Consider the following 20,161-nt stretch of genomic DNA (forward strand, 5'->3'; position numbering starts at 1 on the left):
ACGTGGAACATCGGCATTTTCAGTCTTCAGAAGCGGACGCGACACTCTCCAACCGATACCCATACCCGTAGATCGTCAGCAACTGCCAACCCCTGTCTGCGGTCAGGCCGAGCTTGTTGCGCAACCGATAGATGTGCGTATCGAGCGGGCGCGACGACACCATTTCTTCATGGGTCCAGAACCGTTCGTACAGATACTCGCGAGACAGTGGCCGCGCAAGATTGGCAAACAGGCAACTCGCCAGACGGTACTCACGCTCCGTGAGGTTGATAGGCTTACCGGCGCGAGTGACGGTCAACTCAGCATCGTCGAAGGTCAGGTCGTTGAAACTCTGCACTTCTTGGGTGGCGGATTTTTGCAGGCCGTGGCGACGCAGAACGGCCGTGACTCGAGCCTTCAGTTCGTTAGGGCGAAAGGGTTTGCTGACGTAATCATCTGCGCCGCTGTTGAGTGCAGTAACGATATCGCTCTCGGCATCACGGCTGGTGAGCATGATGACGGCGGGCGGTGACTCCATGTGTTCACGCGTCCATCGCAACAGTGCGATACCGGTGATATCGGGCAATTGCCAGTCGAGTATCAACAGGTCGAAGGTTTCCCGGCGAAGTTGGCGAAGCAGGTCTTCTCCGCGTTCGAAGCAATGCAGTGTCCAGGGCTGTTCGGCTGTGCTGGGGATTTGTCGCAGTGTCTGTTCAACCCGACGCAGTTCCGCGGGTTCGTCATCCAGTATTGCGACACGCATGGGTGGATCCTTTCTTCTTGAGAGTACGGCAGCCGTCGGCCTGATCGTTCATGGGCACGTACTGCGCAGATGCCGGTCTTTGAATCTGAAGAATTGTGCTCAGATTCGTCGACCCCTTGGATCTCTCGGTACGCTGGAGTCAATAAGGGGTTAACCCGTATAAGTCCTCGTGACCGATGTAGGAAAGATACCGGCTCCCGAGAGTAAGGAAAAGGATCAGCCGACGCATGCGCTGTCGTAAACTCCTGTGCGCTGATGTTAGATGCCCTCTGGAATCCCCAACCTTGATGAGCGCCATGATCCTTTCACCGAACCGATTGCGCTGCGCCCTCCCCTCATTGCTGATCATGATGGTCGGCACTGCGGGTGCTGCCGCCAAGGCGCGTTCCCCTTATATCGATGACCACTTAATGTGCCGGGCACAGCCATTGCCGGCGGTGGTCCAGCACCTCACCGGGCAGGCGTGGAAACTCGACACCAAGGGTAACGCAAGCCCCTTGCTGGAAGGCATGACCATTGATGAGCAGGAGGGTGTGAAGACATCGGCGTCGGCGTTCGTCAGCCTGTTGCTCGGTGATGGATCCCGGGTGGTATTGCCGTCCAGTTCCCAGGTGCGATTGCTTCTGGAGAAGAAGCAATCGATTCCCCAGGTCGTACTCGAACAAGGCCAGGCGGAGGCGTATGTGATCAAGCGCGCCAGCGACCATGATCGTTTCCAGATCGTGACACCAGTGGGCGTGCTGGGTGTTCGAGGCACACACTTTCGAGTGCGTAACGACGCTGAGCAATCGGTACTCGAGGTGTTGGATGGGCAGGTCGTCGTCAACCGCGAGGTCAAAACCCAACCGGTGGAACAGGAGACCAAAGTTGGCGCCCGGCAAGGTTTGCTCTTCAAGAAACAGGGCGAGCTGAAACCCGTTGAGTTACTCGCTGCACCGAAGCTTGTAGGTCAAGATGGGCAAAAAGGCGATGCGCCGGTATGGAGCTTGTACCTCCGGCCTTTGGAGGGTGCCCAGCGATACCGTGCCCAGGTTGCTACCGACAAAGCCTTTATGAACATCAAGCAGGAAAACTTCTCCAGCGCGCCGAAAATGAGCTTCACTGGGCTCAAAGCCTCGTTCTATCACGTGCGCTTGTCGGCCTACGATGAAAACGGCCTGGAGGGAGAAACCGGGGTCTATGACATCTTCTACTACCCACCAACCGCCCAGGCACGTTGACCTATGATGCTCTGGGGCAAAGCCGAAAAACGTCAACCCACCCATGCCCAGCGCCTGTTCCACGGCCTGGTGCGTGAATGGCTGTGGATTGGTTTGCTGCTGCTGCCGATCACTGCGTACCTGTCCTTGAGCCCGGGCCTGGCGTTGAACAACCCCTTGTATGACAGTCTGCGCCGCCTTACACCGCTGCCCGTAGACCCCCGTATACTGCTGGTGACCATTGACGATCCCAGCCTGAAAAAGCTTGGCCAATGGCCCTGGCCGCGCAGCCTGCACGCTGACCTGATCGACCGCCTTAGCGCTGCGCAACCGGCAGGTATTCTGTTCGATGTAATCTTCAGTGAGGCCGGCGACCCCGCCAATGACAAACGCCTGGCCGAAGCGGTCTGCAATGCCGGTAATGTCCTGCTACCGCTGGTACGTGAAGGCACTGCGAGCTACAGCCAGCCCGGCGCGCAGATGCTGCCGTTGCTCCAATGTGCCAAAGGGGTGGGCCATATCAATGTGGAGGCCGACAGCGACGGCGTGGTCCGCAGCCTTTATCTGCGTGAGGGGCCGCCCGATGCCACAGCGCCACAACTGGCTTGGCTGGCTTACGAGATGAGCGGCGATTTGTCGGATATGCCGGGCGAGCCGCGGCGGCCGCTCACGGAGCATTGGCACCGTGAACACGCTATCCGCATCCCTTTCATTGCGCCTCATTCCCATTTTCCCAGTGTTTCATACGTCAGCGTATTACGCGGTGAAGTGCCGCCAGAACAGCTGCGCAACCGCCTGATCCTGGTGGGGTCGACGGCCTCCGGGATGGGTGATCGTTTTGTCACGCCGCTGTCATCCACGGTAGGCACAACGGCCGGCGTGGAGATTCAGGCCAATGTGCTCAATGGCTTGCTGCAAGGCCGCAGCATCGTCGACCTACCGAGCTGGCTCGCGGCGCTGATGGCGACTTCCCTGGTGGCATTGCTGCTGGGCTTGCTGCTCTATCGCCCGCGCTATGCGCTGTGGATGACCCTGGGCTGCATGGCCACCGCCCTGCTTGGCTCCTGGGCCCTGTTACGCCTTGGCCACTGGTGGTCGCCCGCAGCCTGCCTGATCGGTTTGTTGCTCAGCTACCTGATCTGGAATTGGCGTCGCCTCAGTGTGATCCTTGCCTATTTCGGTTGGGAACTGGCGCGGCTGGACAACGAACCTAAAGTCCTGCCCGAACGCCGCCGTGCGCCCGCCAGCAAAGGTGACGTGTTGCAGGCGCGTATCTTCGCCCTGGAGCAAGCCGTAAGTCGCACGCGCGACACGCGGCGTTTTATGGCCGATGGCCTGGAGTGTTTGCCAGTGGCGACGCTGATTACCGATCCCAAGGGTAATATCCTGCTGGCTAACCGCATCGCCCGTGACATATTCGGCAATGACCTTGTCACCGAGAACCTGTTGGAGCAATTGGCCGACCTCGGCTACCCGCCGCTGCACAATGGTGTGCGCCCTGCCCTTTCGGCGTTGGAGCTCGTCGAGTTTCGGGATATCCACCAACGTAGCCTGCGCATGGAGCTTGCGCCCTTGCTGCCGGCTGAAGGCGATATGGCGCTTGGCTGGCTGTTGAGCCTTACGGATTTGAGCAAGGAGCGCGAAGCCCAGCAACATCGCGAGACGATGTTACGGTTCCTCTCCCACGATCTGCGGGCGCCGCACTCGGCGATCCTCGCGATGCTGGATGTGCATAACGGCGAATCGCCGGTGTTCACGCAGATCGAACAACAAGTTCGCCGCGCCTTGAGCCTCACAGAGTCTTTCGTCCAACTGGCCAAGGCCGAGGCTGACGGTTACCAGTTCCAGCCAACGTTGTTCGCGATGTTGGTCATGGATGCTTTTGATCAAGTGGCATTGATCGCCCAGCTCAAGGGGATCCACTTGGTTCACGACCTGGATGAAGCTGACGAGGGCATGGTGTCTGCGGATCAATCGCTGCTCACTAGGGCTTTGTTCAACGTCCTGGAGAACGCTATTAAATACTCACCCTCCGGTACAACGGTGCGGTTGAGGCACAGCAGTGCGCAGGGCTGGTTGGAATGTCGGATCAGTGATCAGGGGCCGGGTATTGCCGCAGAGGATTTGCCGGAACTGTTCAGCCAATACCGTCGCTTTGATTCGGCCCAGGGCAGTGAGGGGCTGGGGTTGGGACTGACCATGGTCAAGGCTGTGGTGGAGCGCCACGGTGGACGTATCAGCTGTGAAAGTGTGGTCGGCAAAGGCACCACATTCAGCCTGCAACTGCCGGTGTTGGACGATTGAAATACGTACTTTCCCGTTGTGCATAAAAAACCGGTCGCCAGGACCGGTTTTTTTATGCGGGAAAAACTTATGCACCTTTTCCGCGATTTTATGAGCTTAGGAAATATGTAAGTAAATCAGCTTCTTATAAGTCAAAAAGGCCAATTCGCCAACAAACCGTGCACAGGTTATCCACAGATGCTCAAATCACCGGAGTGTCGACTACAACCGGCTCGGGCGGCAGTGAACCCATGGCGCGTTGCTGCGCTTCGTTCCATGCCGCAGCACGGTCATTGAGCGCGGCAATTGCTCGTGGCCCTTCACCTTCGGCGTACATCGGTTCGCCGATCACCACAGTGATGGTGCCTGCGCGTTTGGCCCAGCCGGTTTTTGGCCAGAACTTGCCGGCGTTGTGGGCAATCGGCAGCACGGGCAGGTTGGCATTTACCGCCAACGCTGTACCACCGCGTGAGAACTTGCCTACAGTGCCGAAAGGCACGCGAGTACCTTCGGGGAAGATCAGCACCCACACGCCGTCCTTGAGCAGCTCGTCGCCCTTCTTGGCCACGTGCTTGAGTGCGGCCTTGGGGTTGTCACGGTCGATGGCGATCGGACGCAACATGGCCATGGCCCAGCCGAAGAACGGTACATACAGCAACTCACGCTTGAGCACCTGGCTCAACGGCGAGAAGTACGCCGAGAGAAAGAACGTCTCCCAAGTGCTCTGGTGGTTCGACAGGATCACGCAGGGCTGGTCCGGGACGTTTTCCGCGCCCTTGATCTCGAAGCGAATGTTCAGGAACACCTTGGTCAGCCACAACGCGCAGCGGCACCAATAGACGTTGATGAAGCGATAGCGCGCCTTGAACGGCAGGAAGGGCGCGATAAAAAAGCTCAGGGTGCACCAGAGAAACGAACTGGTGCCCAACAGCAGGTAAAAGAAAAAGGTTCTGATGGCCTGCAAAATCGACATGGCGGCATTTACCGTTGCGGGACAATGCCCGCCTGCTAAAAGCGCACTCCCGAACAGTCCTTGGTCAGGAAGTCGAGGGCGGCTAGTTGTTGATAAGTTCTGCGGCAACAGCCGCCAGATCGTCAAAAATCAAAGTGCCTACCGGCAGGTTTTTCGCCTGGGTCTTTTCGCCTTTCCCGGTCTTAACCAAAACTGGCTGAGAGTCGACGGCTTTGGCCGCCTCCAGGTCACCGAGGCTGTCCCCGACGAACCATATCCCAGCCAACGGCACCTTGTAATGTTCTGCAATGGTTTTCAACATGCCAGGCTTGGGTTTGCGGCAATCGCAGCCCTCATCCGGCCCGTGGGGGCAGTAGACCACCAGCCCCACCTCACCGCCCTGCTCGGCCACCAACGTGCGCAAGCGCGCGTGCATGGCGTCCAGGGTGGCGATGTCGTAATAACCGCGGGCAATGCCGGACTGGTTGGTGGCGATGGCCACCGTCCAGCCGGCTTTGCTTAACTGCGCGATGGCCTCGATCGAGCCAGGCAGTGGAATCCACTCCGCGACCGACTTGATGTAAGCGTCGGAGTCGTAGTTGATCACCCCGTCCCGGTCGAGAATCAGCAGTTTCAGCATGGTCAGCTCAGCGTCGAAATGTCAGCGATATTGACGAACAGACCACGCAGGCGCGCCAGCATGGCGTAGCGGTTTTTGCGCACGCCGGCATCTTCGGCATTGATCATTACCGCTTCAAAGAACGCGTCCACCGGCTCACGCAAGGTTGCCAGGCGCGCCAGTGCTTCGGCGTAGTTGCGTTCAGCGATCAGCGGCTTCACGGCGTTTTCAGCCTTGGCGATGGCCGAGTTCAGCGAGAACTCCTTGGCATCGGCAAACAGGCCAGGGTCGACGTCGGCGTTGCCCAGGCCTTCGGCCTTGCCCAGCAGGTTCGACACACGCTTGTTCACGGCGGCCAGGGCGTCGGCTTCCGGCAATTTGCGGAAAGCCTGCACGGCTTGTACGCGTTGGTCGAAGTCCAACGCCGAACCCGGCTGCAGGGCACGTACCGACAGGTACACCGACACGTCCACGCCTTCGTCTTCGTAACGCGCGCGCAGGCGGTCGAACACGAACTCCAGCACTTGCTCGGCCAGGCCGGCCTGCTTGACCTTGGCACCGAACTGGCCGACGGCGAACACCACGGCCTGGGTCAGGTCGAGGTCGAGCTTCTTGTCGATCAGGATACGCAGCACGCCCAGGGCCGCACGGCGCAGGGCATACGGGTCTTTGCTGCCGGTTGGCAACATGCCGATACCGAAGATGCCCACGAGCGTGTCCAGCTTGTCGGCAATAGCCACGGCTGCGCCGGTCAGGGTGGTCGGCAGTTCAGCACCGGCACCGCGCGGCATGTACTGCTCGTTCAGCGCCAGGGCGACATCGTCCGGCTCGCCATCGTTGAGGGCGTAGTAGTAGCCGGCAACACCCTGCATCTCCGGGAACTCGCCGACCATCTCGGTGGCCAGGTCGCACTTGGACAGCAAGCCTGCCCGTGCAGCCCAGGCAGCATCACCACCAATGCGCGGCGCAATATAGGCCGCCAGCTTGGAAACCCGTACGGCCTTGTCGTAGACGCTGCCGAGTTTTTCCTGGAACACCACGTTTTGCAGGCGCAGGTTGAAGTCTTCGAGCTTCTGCTTCTTGTCTTGCTTGAAGAAGAACTCGGCATCGGTCAGGCGCGGGCGAACGACTTTTTCGTTACCGGCGATGATCTGCTGCGGGTCCTTGCTCTCGATGTTGGCCACGGTGATGAAGCGCGGCAGCAATTTGCCGTCCACGTCCAGCAGGCAGAAATACTTCTGGTTGTCCTGCATGGTGGTGATCAGGGCTTCCTGTGGCACGTCGAGGAAACGTTCCTCGAACGAGCACACCAGCGGCACCGGCCATTCAACCAACGCCGTCACTTCGTCGAGCAGGCTTGGCGGCACGATGGCGGTGCCTTCCTGCAGACGCGCCAGCTCTTCGGTGCGCTTGCTGATCAGCTCGCGACGCTCGTTGGCGTCAGCCAGCACATAGGCAGCGCGCAGGTCGTTGAGGTAGTTGGCCGGCGACGTGATGCGCACGGCTTCTGGGTGGTGGAAGCGGTGGCCACGGGAGTCACGGCCGGCCTTTTGGGCGAGGATGGTGCAGTCGATGACCTGGTCACCGAGCAGCATCACCAGCCATTGGGTCGGACGCACGAACTCTTCCTTGCGTGCACCCCAGCGCATGCGCTTGGGGATCGGCAGGTCGTTCAGGGAATCTTCGACGATGGTCGGCAACAGGCTGGCGGTCGGCTTACCGGTGATGACCTGGCTGAAACGCAGTTTCGGGCCGCTCTGGTCGATCTCGCTCAGTTCCACGCCACACTTCTTGGCAAAGCCAAGGGCGGCCTGGGTTGGGTTGCCTTCGGCGTCGAACGCCGCCTGGCGCGGTGGGCCGTCGAGGTTGATGCTGCGGTCCGGCTGCTGGGTTTCCAGCGCGGTCAGCAACACGGCCAGGCGACGTGGCGCGGCGTAGACTTTCTTCGCTTCGAACTTCAGGCCAGCGCTGTGCAGGCCTTTTTCGATACCGGCCAGGAACGCGTCGGCCAGGGTATTGAGTGCCTTGGGTGGCAGCTCTTCGGTGCCCAGTTCAACCAGGAAATCTTGAGCACTCATTGTGCAGCCTCCAGCTTAGCCAACACTTCATCACGCAGGTCTGGGGTCGCCATCGGGAAGCCCAGCTTGGCACGCGCCAGCAGGTAGGCTTGAGCGACGGAACGCGCCAGGGTGCGCACACGCAGGATGTATTGCTGGCGTGCGGTGACCGAGATAGCACGGCGCGCATCCAGCAGGTTGAAGGTATGGGACGCCTTCAACACCATTTCATAGCTCGGCAACGGCAGCGGCTGGTCGAGTTCGATCAGGCGCTTGGCTTCGCTTTCATAGAAGTCGAACAGTTCGAACAGCTTGTCGACGTTGGCGTGTTCGAAGTTGTAGGTGGACTGCTCCACTTCGTTCTGGTGGAACACATCGCCATAGGTCACTTTACCGAACGGGCCGTCGGCCCACACCAGGTCGTAGACCGAGTCGACGCCTTGCAGGTACATGGCCAGGCGCTCGAGACCGTAGGTGATCTCGCCGGTCACCGGGTAGCACTCGATGCCACCGGCTTGCTGGAAGTAAGTGAACTGCGTCACTTCCATGCCGTTGAGCCAGACTTCCCAGCCCAGGCCCCAGGCGCCTAGGGTCGGCGACTCCCAGTTGTCTTCCACGAAGCGGATGTCGTGCACCAGTGGGTCCAGGCCCACGTGCTTGAGCGAGCCCAGGTACAGTTCCTGGAAGTTGTCCGGGTTCGGCTTCAGTACCACCTGGAACTGGTAGTAATGCTGCAGACGGTTCGGGTTTTCGCCGTAGCGGCCGTCAGTCGGGCGACGACTGGGCTGCACATAAGCGGCGTTCCAGGTTTCCGGGCCAATGGCCCGCAGGAATGTAGCGGTGTGGAAAGTGCCGGCGCCTACTTCCATATCGTAGGGCTGAAGTACCACACAACCTTGCTCGGCCCAGTATTGCTGGAGGGCGAGGATCAAGTCTTGGAAGGTACGCACGGCTGGCGTAGGCTGGCTCACGAAATTCACCTGTTACTTGGGCTGCGATTTAAAGAGCGGGAGTATACCCGATTCGGCCGCGCCACCATCCCCTGGAGCCTTATGCCACGCTGCTTTTGGTGTTCTGAAGATCCGCTGTACATGGCTTATCACGATCAGGAGTGGGGAACGCCGCTGCGCGATGCGCAGGGTTTGTTCGAGTTGCTTTTGCTCGAAGGGTTCCAGGCGGGCCTTTCCTGGATCACCGTTTTACGCAAACGCGAGCATTATCGAAAGGTCTTGTTCGGGTTTGATGCGCAACGTCTGGCAACGCTGACCGATGCGCAAATCGAGGCGCTGATGCTTGATCCGGGCATCGTACGCAATCGCCTCAAGCTCAACGCCACTCGACGCAATGCCGCCGCCTGGCTGGCGCTGGAGGACCCGGTGGGGTTGCTCTGGTCCTTTGTCGGCGGCCAACCCAAGGTCAATCATTTCAAGGATCGCAGCGAAGTCCCGGCGATTACGCCCGAGGCCGAAGCGATGAGCAAGGCGCTGAAAAAAGCCGGCTTTACCTTCGTCGGGCCGACCATTTGCTACGCCTTCATGCAGGCCTCGGGCATGGTCATGGACCACACTCAGGACTGCGACCGTTACGCGGACTTGGTCAACGCCGGTTAGAATGCCGGCTTTGCGCACCACACACGATCAGGAGTGACCTGTGGAAAAGTTTAAAGGCGCCTTGCTGGTAGGTGCTCTCCGGCTGTTTGCCCTGCTGCCTTGGCGCGCTGTCCAGGCGGTAGGCACGGCCATCGGCTGGATCATGTGGAAAACCCCCAACCGTTCCCGCGACACCGTGCGGATCAACCTCTCCAAGTGCTTCCCGGAGATGGACCCCATTGAGCGCGAAGCGCTGGTCGGCCGCAGCCTGATGGACATCGGCAAGTCCCTGACCGAAAGCGCCTGCGCCTGGATCTGGCCGGCCCAGCGCTCCATCGACCTGGTGCGTGAAGTCGAAGGCCTGGAAGTGCTGCACGAAGCCCTCGCCTCAGGCAAAGGCGTGGTTGGCATCACCAGCCACCTGGGCAACTGGGAAGTGCTGAACCACTTCTATTGCAGCCAGTGCAAACCGATCATTTTCTACCGTCCGCCCAAGCTCAAGGCGGTGGATGAGTTGCTGCGAAAACAGCGCGTGCAGTTGGGCAACCGCGTAGCGGCGTCTACCAAGGAAGGCATCCTCAGTGTGATCAAGGAAGTGCGCAAAGGCGGCCAAGTGGGTATTCCCGCCGACCCGGAACCGGCTGAATCCGCCGGGATCTTCGTGCCGTTCTTCGCCACCCAGGCGCTCACCAGCAAGTTTGTGCCGAACATGCTCGCCGGCCACAAAGCCGTGGGTGTGTTCCTGCATGCCCTGCGGCTGCCGGATGGCTCGGGTTATAAAGTGATCCTGGAAGCGGCACCGGAAGACATGTACAGCACTGACACCGCTACGTCCTGCGCGGCGATGAGCAAGGTGGTGGAGCGGTATGTCGGTGCGTACCCGAGCCAGTACATGTGGAGCATGAAGCGCTTCAAGAAGCGCCCGCCGGGCGAGGCGCGGTGGTACTGAGCCACCCCTGACTCAAGACCCATGCAGATCTAATGTGGGAGCTGGCTCAAGGTTGGCGATCGAGTTTCTTCAGGAACACCGCCATCTCTTTCTCGGCCTGCTTGTCGCCATGGGCTTGTGCCGCTTCGATGCCCTTCTCCCAGGCTTGTCGGGCTGCCGCGCTATCGCCTTGAGCGTGGTGCGCCTTACCCAACAGCTTCCACGCCGCCGAATACTTCGGATCGAACTCGACGCATTTCTGCAGATGCTCCGCTGCCTTGCTGTTGTCCTTCGCGTCCAGGTAACCCTTGCCCAAACCAAAACGCAGCAGCGCGTTATCCACACCCTTGGCGAGCATTTTCTCCAGTGACTCAAGCATACAGAACCCCCTTGTAGGCGCCGGGGGGACGCCTATTCCTTGCCGGCGACGGCGTCAGAAAAAACTCAGCCCCACGTGGAACAATTTCTCCACGTCGCGAATATGTTTCTTGTCCACCAGGAACAGGATCACATGGTCACCCGTGGCGATCACCGTATCGTCGTGGGCAATGATCACCTCTTCGTCACGAATGATCGCGCCAATGGTGGTGCCTGGCGGCAAGCCGATATCGCGGATGGCCTTGCCGATCACCTTGCTCGACTTCGAGTCGCCGTGGGCAATCGCTTCGATGGCTTCCGCCGCGCCGCGCCGCAGGGAATGCACGCTGACGATATCGCCGCGGCGCACGTGGGCGAGCAAGGTGCCGATGGTGGCCAACTGCGGGCTGATGGCGATGTCGATATCGCCGCCCTGGATCAAGTCCACATAGGCCGGGTTATTGATGATGGTCATCACTTTCTTCGCGCCCAAGCGCTTGGCCAGCAACGACGACATGATGTTGGCTTCGTCATCGTTGGTCAGCGCGAGGAAGATATCGGCGTCGGCGATGTTTTCTTCCATCAGCAGGTCGCGGTCCGAGGCACTGCCTTGCAGTACGACAGTGCTGTCCAAGGTGTCAGACAAATGCCGGCAACGAGCCGGGCTCATCTCGATGATCTTTACCTGGTAGCGGCTTTCGATGGCTTCGGCCAAACGCTCGCCGATCTGCCCGCCACCCGCGATGACGATGCGTTTGTAGGTCTCGTCGAGGCGGCGCATTTCACTCATGACGGCGCGAATATTCGCCTTGGCCGCGATGAAAAACACTTCGTCGTCAGCCTCGATCACTGTATCGCCCTGGGGCAGGATCGGGCGGTCACGGCGGAAAATTGCGGCTACGCGGGTTTCCACATTGGGCATGTGCTCACGCAACTGGCGCAGTTGCTGGCCCACCAGCGGGCCACCGTAATAAGCCTTCACCGCGACCAATTGCGCCTTGCCACCGGCAAAGTCGATCACCTGCAAGGCGCCTGGGATTTCGATCAGGCGCTTGATGTAATGGGTGACCACTTGTTCAGGGCTGATCAGTACGTCCACCGGAATCGCGTCGTTGTCGAACAGGCCGGCGCGGGTCAGGTAGGCCGCTTCGCGCACACGAGCGATCTTGGTCGGGGTATGGAACAGGGTGTGGGCGACCTGGCAGGCGACCATGTTGGTTTCATCGCTGTTGGTCACGGCGACGAGCATATCGGCATCGTCGGCACCGGCCTGGCGCAGCACCGTCGGAAACGACGCTCGACCCTGTACCGTACGGATATCCAGGCGGTCGCCGAGGTTGCGCAGGCGCTCGGCATCGGTGTCGACCACGGTGATGTCGTTGGCTTCGCTGGCCAAATGTTCGGCCAGCGAACCGCCGACCTGCCCTGCCCCAAGGATGATGATTTTCATCCGGTCACTCCCTTAAAACCATTCAGCCGCGCGCGGCGGCGATCTTGATCAGTTTGGCGTAGTAGAAGCCATCATGTCCGCCTTCTTGCACGAGCAATTGGCGGCCATGGGGCTGCTTGATGCCAGCCGTGGTGGCGAGGTCCAGCTCCCGGGCGCCGCTGGTGCGGGCGAGGAAGGCTTCGATGACCTCGGTGTTCTCGGTGGGCAAGGTGGAGCAGGTGGCGTAAAGCAGGATGCCGCCGACTTCCAGGGTCGGCCACAGCGCGTCGAGCAGTTCGCCTTGCAGCACGGCCAGGGCGGCAATGTCGTCGGGTTGGCGGGTGAGTTTGATATCCGGGTGCCGGCGGATCACGCCAGTGGCTGAGCACGGTGCGTCCAGCAGGATGCGCTGGAACGGCTTGCCGTCCCACCATGCGGCAGTGTCGCGCCCATCGGCGGCGATCAGCTCGGCGCTCAAGCCCAGGCGCGCGAGGTTTTCCCGTACGCGCACCAAGCGCTTGGCTTCAAGATCCACAGCCACTACACCGGCCAGGTCTTTTTCGACCTCCAGGATGTGGCACGTCTTACCGCCGGGCGCACAGCAGGCGTCGAGTACGCGCTGGCCGGGAGCCAAGTCGAGCAAGTCGGCGGCCAACTGCGCAGCCTCGTCCTGCACACTGATCCAGCCTTCGGTAAAGCCCGGCAGGCTGCGCACATCGGCGGCGGCCTCGAGCACGATGCCGTCAGTGCTGTACACGCACGGCGTAGCGTTGATGCCGGCGTCGGTGAGCAATTGCAGGTAGGCATCACGGCCGTGGTGACGCCGGTTGACCCGCAGGATCATCGGCGGATGTGCGTTGTTGGCCGCGCAGATCGCTTCCCATTGCTCGGGCCAGAAGGCTTTCAGGGACTTTTGCAGCCAGCGCGGGTGAGCGGTACGCACTACCGGATCGTGTTCCAGCTCGGCCAGCAGCGCATCGCTCTCGCGCTGGGCACGGCGCAGCACGGCATTGAGCAAGGCCTTGGCCCAGGGCTTTTTCAGTTTGTCGGCACAACCGACGGTTTCACCGATGGCAGCGTGGGCCGGCACGCGGGTGTAGAGCAACTGATAGAGGCCCACCAGCAACAGTGCCTCGACGTCCGCGTCCGCGCCCTTGAACGGCTTTTGCAGCAGCTTGGCCGCTAGCGCAGACAAACGTGGTTGCCAACGGGCGGTGCCAAAGGCCAGGTCCTGGGTGAAACCGCGGTCGCGATCCTCGACTTTATCCAGCTGTGTCGGCAGTGAGCTGTTAAGCGAGGCCTTGCCGTTGAGGACAGCGGCGAGAGCCTTGGCGGCGGCCAGACGTGGGTTCATTGAGCGGCCACCCCAAGGATCGTGCCCAGGGCAAATTTCTCACGACGGCTGTTGAACAAATCGCTGAAGTTCAGAGCCTTGCCGCCGGGCAATTGCAGACGAGTCAGGCACAGTGCCTGTTCACCGCAAGCCACCACCAGGCCATCTTTGCTGGCGCCGATGATTTCCCCTGGGGCGCCTTTGCCATCGGCCAACGTCGCGGCGAGTACCTTCAAGGCTTCGCCGTCGAGGCTGCTGTGGCAGATCGGCCACGGGTTGAACGCACGCACCAGGCGTTCCAACTCCACGGCGGGACGGCTCCAGTCGATGCGCGCTTCGTCTTTGTTCAGCTTATGGGCGTAGGTAGCCAGGCTGTCGTCCTGGACTTCACCTTGCAGGGTGCCGGCCGCAAGGCCGGTGATGGCCTGGATCACCGCGGGCGGGCCCAGTTCAGCCAGACGGTCGTGCAGGCTGCCGCCGGTGTCTTCGGCGGTGATAGGCGTGGTGACCTTGAGCAGCATCGGGCCGGTGTCCAGGCCCGCCTCCATGCGCATCACGGTCACGCCGCTCTCGCCGTCGCCCGCTTCCACGGCGCGCTGGATCGGCGCAGCACCGCGCCAGCGTGGCAACAGCGAAGCATGACTGTTGATGCAGCCCAGCCGCGGAATATCCAGCACCGCCTGGGGCAGGATCAGGCCGTAGGCCACCACCACCAGCAAGTCCGGTTGCAGCGCGGCCAATTCAGCCTGGGCTTCTGCGTTACGCAGGGTCGGCGGCTGCAGTACGGGAATAGTGTGCTCCAGCGCCAACTGTTTGACCGGGCTCGGCATCAGTTTTTGCCCGCGACCGGCCGGGCGATCCGGCTGGGTGTACACCGCGACGATGTCATGAGGGCTGGCAAGCAGCGCCTTGAGGTGTTCGGCGGCAAATTCGGGGGTACCGGCAAAAACAATGCGCAGTGGCTCGGTCATGGGAGGTCTCGGTTAAAAGCAGTCACAAAAGAAAAAGGCTTGCCGCAGCAAGCCTTTGGAAGAAGGGCATCAAGCTTGCTGGCGATGCTTTTTTTCCAGCTTCTTCTTAATCCGGTCGCGCTTGAGCGTGGACAGGTAATCGACAAACAGCTTGCCATTGAGGTGGTCGCATTCGTGCTGGATGCACACTGCCAACAGGCCTTCGGCAATCAGCTCGAACGGCTTGCCGTCGCGGTCCAGGGCCTTGATCTTCACGCGCAGCGGGCGCTCGACGTTCTCGTAGAACTCCGGCACCGACAGGCAACCTTCCTGGTATTCGCCCATCTCGTCGGTCAGCGGTTCGAACTCGGGGTTGATGTACACCATCGGTTCGCTGCGGTCTTCCGACAGGTCCATGACCACGATGCGCTGATGCACGTTGACCTGGGTCGCGGCGAGGCCGATGCCCGGGGCTTCATACATTGTTTCAAACATGTCATCGACCAACTGACGAACCTTGTCGTCCACTACGGCCACCGGTTTGGCGATCGTGCGCAGGCGCGAGTCGGGGAATTCGAGGATGTTCAAAATAGCCATAAGCGTAATTGCTGCACATGTGAGGTAGAGGCAAATCGGCGTTGGGATGGACCCAGACAGCCGGTGTGAAGCGCCCCGAAGCCGCGAAGGCTCTGGCATTTCACGCGAACGCACATAATAAAGGAGATTGACCCCATGAGGAAATCGCTACTCGTCTTGCTGCTGTGGGCCCCGTTCGCGATGGCCCTGCTGCCGCAGCCCGTCCAGCGACTGGATCAGCCGACGCAACACGCTATCCAGCGGTTTTTACTGCATAACCGCCTGCTTGATTCGCCCCAGGATCTGGACAACGCCCCGTACATTGTCGCCGCCGATGCAGGACGCGTGCTGGGTGCCAATGGCGAGCGGGTGCATGCCCGAGGCAACTTGGACCCTTCCCAGCCCGATTACGCAATCTTCCGACGGGGTAAGGTCTACACCGACCCCCACACCCAGGAACTGCTGGGCATCAATGCCGACGACATTGGCACTGCGCGATTTGTCGTGGCCGGTGACCTGACGACCCTGGCCGTACAGCGGATCACCCAGGAGGTACGTCCCGGCGACCGCCTGCTGCGCGTGCAGTCTCCCGTCGACCCGACGACCTTTGGAGACACGCCGGCAGCGGCTTTTGTCGAAGGGCAAATCATCGATATCCCCAAAGGCGTCACTCAGATCGGCGTACTCGATGCAGTCACCCTGAACAAAGGCCGTCGCGACGGCCTGGTCGAAGGCCAACGCCTCAGTGTGATCAAGACTGGCGCTACCGTGCGCGACATCTTCACCGCAGCCCCGGTGAAGCTTCCCGATGAACACGCCGGCGTCCTACTGGTGTTTCGCACCTACGAAAAGCTCAGTTACGCCCTTGTGCTCAGTGCCTCACGACCGTTGGCGGTGATGGACCGATTCGAGACTGCCCACCAAACACAATAAATAGCCTGCTAAATAAGTTACCAACAGAGTTATCCACAGCTTGTTCCGGTCAAGGATGATCAAATGAATCCGATAAACTGTCATGAAATATCCCCGTCAGAACTGGAAGCCCGACTACGCTTGCACAGGCTGCCGGAACTGGGTCCCAAGCGCTTTCGCTTGCTGATCGAAGCGTTCGGCTCTGCATCCAAGGCTCTCAGTGCACCCGCCAGTGCCTGGCGTTCACTGGGTGTGCCGGCCATCAGTGCCGACGCCCGTCGCAGCCATGAAGTCCGCGAGGGTGCCCGTTCGGCATTGGCCTGGCTGGCGTGCCCGGGCCAGCATTTGCTGATGTGGGACCAGCCGGAGTACCCCGCGCTGCTCGCCCAGATTGATGACGCGCCACCGCTGTTATTCGTCGCCGGTGACCCCCTGATCCTGGAAAAACCGCAACTGGCGATGGTGGGGAGCCGCCGCGCAACCCGTCCTGGCATGGACACGGCGGCCGCGTTTTCCCGCAGCCTGGCGAGTGCCGGTTTTGTCATCACCAGCGGCCTGGCCTTAGGCATCGACGGCGCAGCTCATCAAGCCGCATTGGACGTGGGCGGCCAGACAATCGGGGTACTCGGCACCGGGCTGGAAAATTTTTATCCACAGCGTCACACACGCCTGGCGGCGGCGATGATTGACCAAGGCAGTGCCGTGGTTTCCGAGTTTCCCCTGGACGCACCGCCCCAGGCCGGCAACTTCCCCAGGCGTAACCGCATCATCAGCGGGTTGTCCCTGGGCGTACTGGTGGTGGAAGCCAGCATGGCCAGTGGTTCGCTGATCACCGCGAAACTGGCGGCCGAGCAAGGCCGCGAGGTGTATGCCATTCCGGGGTCCATTCATCATCCCGGCGCCAAGGGCTGTCACCAGTTGATCCGTGACGGTGCGGTACTGGTGGAAACCATCGAGCACATTCTTGAAGGTTTGCGTGGCTGGCAGGCGCTGTCCCGACCGACGCCGATGCCTGTCGTGCATCCGCTGGTGGCGCTGCTGCACGCGGCGCCCCACACCAGTGAAGGCCTGGCGATTGCCAGCGGGCGGCCGCTGTCCCAGGTGTTGGCGACCCTGACCGAGCTTGAACTCGAAGGCCAGGTCATCTGCGAAAGCGGGCGCTGGCTTGCGCGCTGCTAGGTTTTGTAACGAAGATCGGTAAACTGCGCAGAGCTTTAGTCTGGAGAGTGAACCATGGTCAACCGGTGGCGTGTGCTGGAAACCGCACGAGAAATTCGCGCAGGCGCGGTGATTGCCTACCCAACCGAGGCAGTTTGGGGCTTGGGCTGCGACCCGTGGAACGAAGAAGCAGTGGACCGTTTGCTCGCCATCAAGAACCGTTCGGTGGACAAGGGCCTGATCCTGGTGGCGGACAACATCCGTCAGTTCGACTTCCTGTTCGAAGATTTCCGCAGGATTGGATCGACCGCATGGCCAGCACCTGGCCGGGCCCGAACACCTGGCTGGTGCCTCATCAGGACATGCTGCCGGAATGGGTAACGGGTGTTCACGACACCGTGGCGCTGCGGGTAACCGATCATCCACTGGTGCGCGACTTGTGCTCGCTGGTGGGGCCGTTGATTTCCACGTCGGCCAACCCCCAGGGACGTCCGGCGGCGCGCTCGCGGATTCGCGTGGAGCAATACTTCCGTGGCCAGGTAGACCTGGTATTGGGTGGCGCCCTGGGTGGGCGCAAGAACCCGAGCCTGATTCGCGATCTGGTGACGGGCGAGGTGGTGCGGCCTTCCTGAGGCCGAGGCGCGGCCATCGCGGGCAAGCCCGGCGCCCATACTTGATCCGTGTTCGTCATGACACGCGGTCAAATGTGGGCGCCGGCTGCCCGCGATGAGGCGTTTACAGGCTCCAGATTATCGATTGTCCTACGGCAACAGAATGGGTCGACCCTGTCGTGCGCGCCCGGACACTCGGTCTGTGCCTTCGCCGCATCCGCCAGTGGAATAGCGCTGGTTGATATCAATGCGCACCTTACCGCTCTTGATCATCGAGAACAGGTCATCCGCCATTGCCTGCAGGTTCTGCGGGTTATTGGCGTAGGTCGCCAACGTCGGCCGGGTGACGTACAGCGAGCTTTTGGCCGCCAGAATCCCCAGGTTCACCCCGTCCACCGCACCCCGACGCCATTACCGAAACTCCACCACCAGCCCCCGCGGCGCGACGCTGGTCCAGTGACGTCAGCCAGGTGTCCTTGCCAACGCCGTCGTACACCACCGGGAATTTTTGCCGTCGGTCAATTCCAGCACGCGCTGTGCGACATCTTCCTTGCTGTAGTCGATGGTTTCCCAGGCTCCTAAGGATTTTGGCCAACGCGGCTTTTTCCCGGCGAGCTGACGGTACCGATCAGCTTGACGCCCCAGCGCCTGGCCCATTGACAGGCCAGGGAGCCCTACGCCGCCTGCGGCGGCATGGAACAGGATGGTTTCGCCGCCTTTCAGTTCGTAGGTTCTGGGCGCAACAGGTTACTGCACGGTCAGGCCCATTGACATGGCGCCGGCCGGCTTGTTCGTAGCTGATCTCATCCGCAGGTGCACCAGGTTGGCGGCGGGCACACGTGCAGCTGGCTATAGGCACCCAGCGGGCCGCTGCCATAGGCCACGCGGTCGCCGACCTTGAATTGGTGGACTTCGCTGCCGACGGCGTCGACCACACCGGCGCCTTCTGCGCCCAACCCCCGATGGCAACGCGGGCGGCGCGTACAGGCCACTGCGGAAATAGGTGTCGATGAAGTTTCAGGCCGATCGCCCTCGTTACGCACACGCACCTGCTGCGGGCCCGGCTCCGCCGGCGTGTAGTCCACATACTCAAGCACTTCGGGGCCGCCATGGGCGCTGAACTGGATACGTTTTGCCATCTGCCTTCCTCCTGGGTCGAATTCGCGTAGCCCACTATCCCACTCCTAAGCTTGATCTTCGTCAACTGCGGCGCAATGGGGGTGCAGTGGTATCCTGTGCGCCCATTTGCCGCCGACGCCCAATGGCCTCGCGTAGCTTTGCCCGATTCAAGGTGATGCCATGACTACCCGCACCGAGGCTGTAAAGGCCTACCTGCTAGACCTGCAAGACCGCATTTGCAGCGCCCTGGAAACCTTCGAGACGGACACTCGCTTTATCGAAGACGCCTGGACCCGGCCTGCCGGCGGCGGTGGTCGCACCCGTGTAATCGAGAACGGTTCGGTGATCGAAAAAGGCGGCGTTAACTTTTCCCACGTGTTTGGTAGCGGCCTGCCACCGTCCGCCAGCGCGCATCGACCTGAACTGGCCGGTCGAGGCTTTGAAGCCCTGGGCGTGTCGCTGGTGATCCATCCGCATAACCCACATGTGCCGACTTCCCACGCCAACGTGCGGTTTTTCATCGCCGAGAAAGAGGGTGAAGAACCGGTATGGTGGTTCGGTGGTGGCTTCGACCTCACGCCTTACTACGGCAACGAAGAAGACTGCGTCCACTGGCACCGCGTGGCCGAGCAGGCCTGTGCGCCGTTCGGTCCGGATGTGTATTCGCGCTACAAGGCGTGGTGTGACACTACTTCCATATCAAGCACCGCAACGAACCGGCGCGGTACGGCGGCCTGTTCTTCGATGACTTGAACGAGTGGGGCTTCGACACCTGCTTCGCCTTCATCCGGGCCATCGGCGACGCTTACATCGACGCCTACTTGCCGATCGTGCAGCGCCGCAAGGCTCTCGCCTACACCGAGCAACAGCGCGAATTCCAGGATTCCGTCGCGGTCGCTACGTTGAATTCAACCTGTCTATGACCGTGGCACCCCTGTTCGGCTTGCAGTCGGGGTGGGCGCACCGAGTCGATCCTGATGTCGCTGCCGCCGCAAGGTGCGCTGGAACTACGACTGGAAGGCCCAGCCCGGCAGCGAAGAGGCGCGTCTTACCGGACTACTTCCTGCAAGACCGCGACTGGCTCGGCATCGCCGCGCCCAAGGCGGCTGTCTGATGGATCGTTACGTCGTCTTCGGCAACCCCATCGGCCACAGCAAGTCGCCGCTGATCCACCGGATGTTCGCCGAGCAAACGGGCGAGCAACTGGACTACAGCACCTTGCTGGCACCGCTGGAGGATTTCACCGGCTGTGCCCGTGAGTTTTTTCAACACGGCCGTGGCGCGAACGTCACGGTGCCGTTCAAGGAAGACGCCTACCGCCTGGCCAACACCCTGACCGAACGCGCC

The 20,161-nt window shown here is 61.1% G+C and carries 16 protein-coding genes and 4 pseudogenes; 9 read left to right on the forward strand and 11 right to left on the reverse strand.

Annotated features, from left to right (window positions below; genetic code table 11):
- Positions 1 to 19: 19 nt before the first annotated feature.
- Positions 20 to 742: a response regulator transcription factor gene (locus ATH90_RS28780; protein ID WP_034110498.1), complete on the reverse strand. Its 723-nt coding sequence runs from the start codon at positions 740 to 742 to the stop codon at positions 20 to 22.
- Between the two features lie 287 nt (positions 743 to 1,029).
- Between ATH90_RS28780 and ATH90_RS28785 the strand changes: the two genes are divergently transcribed.
- On the forward strand, positions 1,030 to 1,962 hold the full coding sequence (locus ATH90_RS28785; RefSeq protein ID WP_098467626.1) for a FecR family protein: 933 nt from the start codon (positions 1,030 to 1,032) through the stop codon (positions 1,960 to 1,962).
- A gap of 3 nt (positions 1,963 to 1,965) precedes the next feature.
- Positions 1,966 to 4,245, forward strand: coding sequence for a CHASE2 domain-containing protein (locus ATH90_RS28790; protein ID WP_098467627.1), 2,280 nt, complete (start codon positions 1,966 to 1,968; stop codon positions 4,243 to 4,245).
- Between the two features lie 181 nt (positions 4,246 to 4,426).
- Here ATH90_RS28790 and ATH90_RS28795 read toward each other — a convergent pair whose 3' ends face one another.
- From ATH90_RS28795 to glyQ, 4 genes are all read right to left on the reverse strand, one after another.
- A complete protein-coding gene (locus ATH90_RS28795) occupies positions 4,427 to 5,197 on the reverse strand; it encodes a lysophospholipid acyltransferase family protein (RefSeq protein ID WP_034110504.1) in 771 nt (256 codons plus the stop codon).
- An 82-nt stretch (positions 5,198 to 5,279) separates the two neighbouring features.
- Positions 5,280 to 5,816, reverse strand: a complete 537-nt coding sequence (gene gmhB, locus ATH90_RS28800) for a D-glycero-beta-D-manno-heptose 1,7-bisphosphate 7-phosphatase (RefSeq protein WP_012721458.1) — start codon at positions 5,814 to 5,816, stop codon at positions 5,280 to 5,282.
- A gap of 2 nt (positions 5,817 to 5,818) precedes the next feature.
- Complete coding sequence (gene glyS / locus ATH90_RS28805) at positions 5,819 to 7,873, reverse strand: glycine--tRNA ligase subunit beta (RefSeq protein ID WP_069078628.1); 2,055 nt, start codon at positions 7,871 to 7,873, stop codon at positions 5,819 to 5,821.
- Complete coding sequence (gene glyQ / locus ATH90_RS28810; RefSeq protein WP_003187265.1) at positions 7,870 to 8,823, reverse strand: glycine--tRNA ligase subunit alpha; 954 nt, start codon at positions 8,821 to 8,823, stop codon at positions 7,870 to 7,872. Before glyQ ends, glyS begins: the two co-directional genes overlap by 4 nt.
- An 81-nt stretch (positions 8,824 to 8,904) precedes the next feature.
- Here glyQ and ATH90_RS28815 point away from each other — a divergent pair, with 81 nt between their 5' ends.
- Together ATH90_RS28815 and ATH90_RS28820 are read left to right on the forward strand one after the other, a co-directional pair.
- Entirely contained in the window at positions 8,905 to 9,462 is a 558-nt protein-coding gene (locus tag ATH90_RS28815; RefSeq protein WP_034110508.1) for a DNA-3-methyladenine glycosylase I, read from the forward strand.
- Between the two features lie 40 nt (positions 9,463 to 9,502).
- Positions 9,503 to 10,390, forward strand: coding sequence for a lysophospholipid acyltransferase (locus tag ATH90_RS28820; protein WP_098467628.1), 888 nt, complete (start codon positions 9,503 to 9,505; stop codon positions 10,388 to 10,390).
- Positions 10,391 to 10,436: 46 nt separating this feature from the next.
- Here the strand turns inward: ATH90_RS28820 and ATH90_RS28825 are convergent, their stop codons facing one another.
- From ATH90_RS28825 to def, 5 genes are all read right to left on the reverse strand, one after another.
- The gene (locus ATH90_RS28825) at positions 10,437 to 10,748 is read right to left on the reverse strand and encodes a tetratricopeptide repeat protein (protein ID WP_034110512.1); all 312 of its coding nucleotides are present in this window, start codon (positions 10,746 to 10,748) and stop codon (positions 10,437 to 10,439) included.
- 54 nt (positions 10,749 to 10,802) lie between these two features.
- On the reverse strand, positions 10,803 to 12,176 hold the full coding sequence (trkA, locus tag ATH90_RS28830) for a Trk system potassium transporter TrkA (protein ID WP_034110514.1): 1,374 nt from the start codon (positions 12,174 to 12,176) through the stop codon (positions 10,803 to 10,805).
- Positions 12,177 to 12,198: 22 nt separating this feature from the next.
- Positions 12,199 to 13,509: a 16S rRNA (cytosine(967)-C(5))-methyltransferase RsmB gene (gene rsmB, locus ATH90_RS28835; protein WP_098467629.1), complete on the reverse strand. Its 1,311-nt coding sequence runs from the start codon at positions 13,507 to 13,509 to the stop codon at positions 12,199 to 12,201.
- Positions 13,506 to 14,459, reverse strand: coding sequence for a methionyl-tRNA formyltransferase (fmt, locus tag ATH90_RS28840; RefSeq protein WP_098465466.1), 954 nt, complete (start codon positions 14,457 to 14,459; stop codon positions 13,506 to 13,508). Before fmt ends, rsmB begins: the two co-directional genes overlap by 4 nt.
- Before the next feature lie 69 nt (positions 14,460 to 14,528).
- The gene (gene def / locus ATH90_RS28845) at positions 14,529 to 15,035 is read right to left on the reverse strand and encodes a peptide deformylase (RefSeq protein WP_034110518.1); all 507 of its coding nucleotides are present in this window, start codon (positions 15,033 to 15,035) and stop codon (positions 14,529 to 14,531) included.
- Between the two features lie 135 nt (positions 15,036 to 15,170).
- Here def and ATH90_RS28850 point away from each other — a divergent pair, with 135 nt between their 5' ends.
- From ATH90_RS28850 to tsaC, 3 genes and pseudogenes are all read left to right on the forward strand, one after another.
- Positions 15,171 to 15,947: a peptidoglycan-binding protein gene (locus ATH90_RS28850; RefSeq protein WP_098465467.1), complete on the forward strand. Its 777-nt coding sequence runs from the start codon at positions 15,171 to 15,173 to the stop codon at positions 15,945 to 15,947.
- A gap of 63 nt (positions 15,948 to 16,010) precedes the next feature.
- Positions 16,011 to 17,105, forward strand: a complete 1,095-nt coding sequence (dprA, locus tag ATH90_RS28855; RefSeq protein ID WP_034110521.1) for a DNA-processing protein DprA — start codon at positions 16,011 to 16,013, stop codon at positions 17,103 to 17,105.
- Between the two features lie 54 nt (positions 17,106 to 17,159).
- Positions 17,160 to 17,716 (forward strand): annotated as a pseudogene (gene tsaC / locus ATH90_RS28860) (L-threonylcarbamoyladenylate synthase type 1 TsaC).
- Positions 17,717 to 17,845: 129 nt separating this feature from the next.
- Here the strand turns inward: tsaC and ATH90_RS28865 are convergent.
- Positions 17,846 to 18,834 (reverse strand): annotated as a pseudogene (locus ATH90_RS28865) (NADPH:quinone reductase).
- A 160-nt stretch (positions 18,835 to 18,994) separates the two neighbouring features.
- Between ATH90_RS28865 and hemF the strand changes: the two are divergent.
- A pseudogene (hemF, locus tag ATH90_RS28870) lies at positions 18,995 to 19,928 on the forward strand (oxygen-dependent coproporphyrinogen oxidase).
- Positions 19,928 to 20,161: pseudogene (aroE, locus tag ATH90_RS28875) on the forward strand (shikimate dehydrogenase); the annotation flags it as partial. The pseudogenes hemF and aroE, both read left to right, overlap by 1 nt.

The sequence above is a fragment of the Pseudomonas lurida genome, assembly GCF_002563895.1.
Taxonomy (GTDB): Bacteria; Pseudomonadota; Gammaproteobacteria; order Pseudomonadales; family Pseudomonadaceae; genus Aquipseudomonas; species Aquipseudomonas lurida.